At 61.0% G+C, this 362-nt stretch carries 1 protein-coding gene; it reads left to right on the forward strand.

What is annotated here, in order from left to right; all coding sequences use genetic code 11:
• Positions 1–362 (forward strand): AMP-binding enzyme (locus UCMB321_RS28395; RefSeq protein WP_157016097.1); only part of this gene is annotated, 362 nt, incomplete at both ends.

The following is a 362-nucleotide window of genomic DNA, read 5'->3' on the forward strand; positions in this document are numbered from 1 at the left end:
ACCACGCCAAATGCTCGCATGTACCGCACCGGCGACCTCGGTCGCTATCTGCCAGATGGCAATATCGAATACCTGGGCCGTAACGACGACCAGGTGAAGATTCGCGGTTTTCGTATCGAACTGGGCGAGATCGACGCCCGTCTGGCCAAACACCCGGCCGTCCACGAAGCGGTGGTCACGGCCCGCGAAGATATGCCGGGCGACAAGCGCCTGGTGGCCTATTACACCCTGGCGGCCGGGCAAACCTCAGTCGATATCGACAGCCTGCGCCGTCATTTGCAGGAAAAACTGCCGGAATACATGGTTCCAGCCGTTTACGTCGCGCTGGACAAGCTGCCGCTGACCCCGAACGGCAAGCTCGA

Origin of the sequence: Pseudomonas batumici, assembly GCF_000820515.1 — a bacterium.
GTDB lineage: Bacteria > Pseudomonadota > Gammaproteobacteria > Pseudomonadales > Pseudomonadaceae > Aquipseudomonas > Aquipseudomonas batumici.